Source organism: Salinivibrio sp. IB282, from assembly GCF_001995685.1.
Taxonomy (GTDB): domain Bacteria; phylum Pseudomonadota; class Gammaproteobacteria; order Enterobacterales; family Vibrionaceae; genus Salinivibrio; species Salinivibrio kushneri.
Map to the genome: position 1 here is coordinate 1 of NZ_MUET01000109.1, position 5,332 is coordinate 5,332.

The 5,332-nt window shown below is 47.6% G+C and carries 5 protein-coding genes; 4 read left to right on the plus strand and 1 reads right to left on the minus strand.

Annotated elements, in window-relative coordinates; translation table 11 throughout:
* A partial coding sequence (locus tag BZG14_RS14550; protein ID WP_077609072.1) for a chemotaxis protein occupies positions 1-744 on the minus strand: 744 nt, incomplete at its 3' end.
* 321 nt (positions 745-1,065) lie between these two features.
* Here BZG14_RS14550 and BZG14_RS14555 point away from each other — a divergent pair.
* The 4 genes from BZG14_RS14555 (at position 1,066) to BZG14_RS14570 (ending at position 4,913) form a co-directional block, all read left to right on the plus strand.
* Positions 1,066-2,502: a coniferyl aldehyde dehydrogenase gene (locus BZG14_RS14555; protein WP_077609073.1), complete on the plus strand. Its 1,437-nt coding sequence runs from the start codon at positions 1,066-1,068 to the stop codon at positions 2,500-2,502.
* 108 nt (positions 2,503-2,610) lie between these two features.
* Entirely contained in the window at positions 2,611-3,930 is a 1,320-nt protein-coding gene (locus BZG14_RS14560; RefSeq protein ID WP_077485232.1) for an NAD(P)/FAD-dependent oxidoreductase, read from the plus strand.
* Positions 3,930-4,283, plus strand: coding sequence for a hypothetical protein (locus BZG14_RS14565; RefSeq protein WP_077609074.1), 354 nt, complete (start codon positions 3,930-3,932; stop codon positions 4,281-4,283). Before BZG14_RS14560 ends, BZG14_RS14565 begins: the two co-directional genes overlap by 1 nt.
* Before the next feature lie 126 nt (positions 4,284-4,409).
* Positions 4,410-4,913, plus strand: coding sequence for a hypothetical protein (locus BZG14_RS14570; RefSeq protein WP_077609075.1), 504 nt, complete (start codon positions 4,410-4,412; stop codon positions 4,911-4,913).
* Positions 4,914-5,332 lie beyond the last annotated feature (419 nt).

Consider the following 5,332-nt stretch of genomic DNA (forward strand, 5'->3'; position numbering starts at 1 on the left):
AATCGACACACCTTCTTCTTTGGAAATGCGTTCAATTTCGGTGAGTTTGTCAAAGGCCTCGCCACCATCTTTGGCCGATATAATATTAAAGCCGGCTGAGCGTAGCGTGTTTTCAATTAAGCTACGGATGAAAGCGGAATCGTCCACCACTAGGATCGTTTTTGCCTCGCGTTTTTTCGCGCTGGATTCGGAAATGTTGACGTTTCTGTCCTGAGTGACATCGTATTTTTCCATGCTCAATTCAGGATTGATATCAGCGATGATTTTTTCAAAGTCTAAGATCATGATCAGGTTGTTGTCTTTGCGGACGACTGCGACCACACAATCTTGCTCGCCTGCTTCTAGGAATTGGCTCGGTGACTCAACGGCTTCCCAGGAAATACGATGGATACGACTAATGCTGTCAATCAAAAAGCCATTAGTCATGTTGTTAAAATCGGTGACAATCACAAATTTATTATCTTTCTCTGGCCGCGTCGGGACGCCTAACCAGCCCGCCAGATCAATCAGTGGCGTTAGCTTGTCGCGTGACGAAAACACCCCAATCATGTGCGCCTGGGCGTTTGGATAGTCAGTGGTTTCCGGCACTTGGATAACTTCGCGAACCTTGGCAACGTTAATACCGTAATAGCAGGTTTTGGTACTGCCGTCAGGAAGTTGCTTGATTAAGTGAAACTCAATGATCTCTAGCTCATTCGTACCACTTTCCGTCAGTATTTCGTTCTTTGTTGGCTCGTCGTTCATGCCTACCACATTTCCTTTCGATATCAGCGAATAAAGCTGGCGTTAAACTGAGTTTGTTTCAGTATAAGCCTGAGATCAATAAAGCGACAATATTTGCTCAACAACCAAGCTGCTTTCTGTGGGCTATGGCGCTAAAAACGTGATGAATAACAGGGATGAAGATACAAGGCTTTAACATCTCAAGACTCAGACGGGCAGCGTAAGCCTTGGTCGCTATACCCGCACAACGACGTGAAGCATGCCCAGTTGCGTTGCTGATGAGACTATGTCATCAATGAAGAAGTGGTGTGTCGCGATCTTGTATCGACAGAGGAGGCAAGGATGACGGAGCCAGGCTCACAGTGGTTGGAAACGGTTAAAGAGATGCGTGAGACATTCGACGCACAAAAAGAGCAGGTGTCTCGGTGTCCTTTTTTAGAGTACAGCTATCGCCGTGACGCGCTGCTGCGCTTGCGTCAGGCCATCAAGCAAAAATCGTCTGCGTTACAACAAGCCTTGAGTGATGATTACGGCTATCGTGCGCCCGTTGATACTGAAATTGCCGACATCTTGCCCTTGCTGCACCAGATTGATTACACCCGTCGTCGATTAAAGCGATGGATGCAGCCGCAAAAACGGCGTCCAGGCATTACCCTGCTAGGCACCAAATTGGTCGTGCACTTTCAGCCAAAAGGGGTGGTTGGGATTATCGTCCCTTGGAACTTCCCGATTATGCTGGCCCTGAGTCCCTTGATTTGCGCGTTGGCCGCGGGCAATCGGGTGATGCTTAAGCTTTCGGAGTTCACCCCCAACACCAATCGGGTATTACGCGCGTTAATCGCTGAGGTATTTAGCCCAAACGAAGTCGCCGTGGTAGAGGGCGAAGTCGAAGTGTCGCGCCGTTTTAGCGAGTTAGAGTTCGACCACCTCTTTTTTACTGGCTCAACCCAAGTCGGACGCCAAGTCATGCTGGCGGCGGCCGATAATTTAACACCGGTGACCCTCGAATTGGGAGGCAAATCGCCGGTGATCATTGATGATCAAATTGATATGGATGTGGCCGTGTCGAGGCTCATTTATGGCAAGTGTTTAAACGCTGGGCAGATATGTGTCGCGCCCGATTATGTGCTTTGTCCTGAACATCGGCAAGAAGCCTTTATCCACGCCTATCAACGCGCGTTTCGTGCTATCTATCCTGACTTTGAAGCCAACCCAGATTACAGCCAGATCATTAACCAAACGCAAGCGACGCGGCTTGAAGAAACACTCAAAGATTCGCTCGATAAAGGTGCGCGCCGCTGGTGTGCACTCGACCAGCAAACCGTGCCAACCGCCGAAAATCAGCGCTGGCCGACCCAGCTGCTAACCCAGGTCACCGATGACATGCGGGTGATGCAAGAAGAAATTTTTGGCCCGCTCCTACCTATTGTCACCTATCAAGATCTCTCCGAGGCACTGCGTTATATCCAGGCGCGGCCACGGCCGCTCGCGTTGTATTTGATGAGCAATGACGCTGAGATACGCACGCAGGTTACCACACAGCTTCACGCCGGCGGCGTGGGGGTTAATGAAACCTTGTTTCATGTCGCTGCCGAAGATGCGCCTTTCGGCGGCATTGGTGACTCTGGCATGGGGCATTACCACGGAGTCGAGGGTTTTTATACCTTTAGCCACAGCAAAACCGTCCTCACCCGCGATAAGTGGGACACCAGCTTTTTAGTCAAACCCCCGTACAACCGCTGGTACAAACGCTTAATGCGCTGGTGGCTGATGCGATAGTTACTCTTGATTGAATTGTGAATAAAACCACAAAAGCTATCCGGTAACGTTGCGCCCATTTTAATTCACGACTACTAATTAAGTATTATCTTAATTAGCGGGGTGGTCATGCCATATCAAAATTCGAACCAAGAGCGACGCCGTTTTTTAAAACTACTGGCAGGTGCGGGGGCGATAGGCTTGATGCCGGCAAGCTTACCCTCACGTGCTCAGACGCGCGCTAAGGTGGTTATTGTGGGTAATGGTGCTGCCGGTATTGCGTTGGCTAATCGCCTTGTGCAACACCTTTCCGCTGATCAGATAGCATTAGTGGGTGCACGTCAGCGTCATCTGTATCAGCCTGGGCAAACTTTGGTGGCATCCGGGTTATGGAAAGTATCCCAAGTCCTATCAACAACAGAACAATGGTTACCTGCTGGTATAAAATGGCACCAACAAAATGCCAATGCGTTTTTACCTGCACAACAACAAGTTGTACTCGAGGATGGCACCAAGCTTAGCTATGACGTACTGGTCGTTGCCATGGGCACCCAACTTAATTACACCCTCATTGAGGGAATGGAGGAACGCCTTATTGGTCAGCATGGTATTGGTAGCGTTTATCCGGGGCCAGAGGGTGCATTAGCAACGGATACGGCGTTCAAACAGTTTATGAATAAAGGCGAGGGCAAAGCCATATTTACTCTTGCTGAAACACCAATCAAGTGCGCGGGCGCACCACTTAAAATGACCTTTACCTCGCTTGCACGTCTTGAGCAGACTGGCCATCGTCAAGCATATGATGTGAACTTCGCCACGCCGTTTAAAGACCGATTATTTTCGATTCCCGTTTATAACGACTTTGTCATGGAACGCTTTGGTGACCAAGGGGTAGACATTGCTGATCAGAAAACGTTGATTGGCATCGACCCGACCAATAAAAAAGCACACTTCTCACTCACAGCAACGGGGAAAACACGGGTCGAAGAGTATGATTATATCCACATCGTGCCTCCAATGAGTGCGCCCGATGTGATCAAGCATAGTGATCTAGTTTGGAACCAAGGTCCTCATAAGGGTGAATGGATGGCAGCGGACCAATATACGCTACAACATCCCACTTTCCCCAATGTATTTGGTATCGGTGATGTGACTGGGATTCCGCTATCGAAAACGGCTGCAAGTGTAAAAAAACAAGTTCCCATCGTTGAGGCAAACCTCTTAAGTTATCTGAACGACAAGCCTTTAGAGGCTGAGTTCAATGGATATACCTCTTGCCCATTGATCACTGGGTTTGGCAAAGCGATTCTGGCTGAGTTCGGTTACGGTGGCAAATTACTCCCTTCTTTCCCGTTTATTAGTCCAACAGAAGAAACGTGGATGGCTTGGGTAATGAAAGAACAAATGTTGTTACCAGCCTATCAAGCGATGTTGGATGGAAAAATTTAATGGAGGCGGACATGACTCTTGACGCAATTTTTACAGTACTACTGTACTCAGCCGCTCCTTACTGGGGATGGTTATTATTTTTAGTGGGTGTGCCTATAGTGTCGTTAGTGATTTTTCGTCGCTTTTCTTTGCGCAGCGCCAAGCGCGCTTTTGTATTCWGTATTGTAGTCGGCCTTGTCTGTGCACTTTCAGCACCACCGTTAACGGGCTCCAAACTTGCGATGCTTAATGGTGCCGCAGACTGGGGGATGTTAATCATGGTTGCGATAGGTGCGACACTCTACACTATGATCGTGGCGGCGATCGTTTTGAAGCCACAATCAACGTCGTTGTTCGGCCAACGGGCACAATGATCGTATCGAGCGATTCATCAACATAGTGTGCGATCAAATCACTAAACTTTTCCGAGAAATTGATCTATATCTTTGGTTGTTACATAACTGTTAAAAATGGTGCGAAGCAACCAAAGGAGCGACACAATGGCGTTTTCAGTACAACCCGATTCCATGTTGCCAGACATTGGCGATCATGAGCGCGCGATGGTTGAGCAAGAGGTAAAGCTCTCGGTCACCGATGCCAATGGCAAATCACTGGGGTATTTGGCGATGTTACCGGATGCGCAGCGCTTTATTACCTTAACCCAAGATAACGCAGAGGCGTTGAGTTTTATCAAAACCCCTTGCAGTGTCAATGCGGGCTATTATCAGTGGTCGTTTTTTTATGACGATATTGAGTATGGCCTGGACTGTTTAATTGAACCTGACAGAAACAAGTGTCGGCTATATGCCAATGATCATGCGGCAGCCGCGCCATCGTGGAAGCTTGTTGAAGACGGGGAGCGTGGCCCTTTGATGATGGCAGCCCCCATCTCAGCGATTGGGCCGGGCACGCGTATTGCTGTTACTTCTGATGAAGCTGACGTTCCGAACGTATTAATTGGGGCGCTTGAAGGCGGCGTATTGGTGCATGAAGAACCCACTTAACAAACAAGTTACAATAAATAAGTAATGAGCCAGCGAAACCGCTGGCTTTGTTTAATGGCATACACCCTCTCGAGAGACCGAGCCTAAAAACTAGGTTTACCCTCGATGATACGAGACAGAACTCACTCAAAGGCGAAGCGTCAGTATTTGCATTTTCATGTCGTGCGCGATGTAACAGATTACTCATTTATCATAAAAACTGAGAGATGAGCTGTTACACATTGTCAACATGTTGCGAACGAAAATGTGGTTGTTGCATTATTTTGCAAACAATTCAATCAATCTAACTTTGGTTAATAATTTAGTGTTTAATTTCAGTTTGGTGGCTATTTTGTAGTCATATAAACTGCCATTTTGAATTTAAACTAGATTATATGACAAGTTTTTAACAAAACAATTAGGACATATACCTATTACAT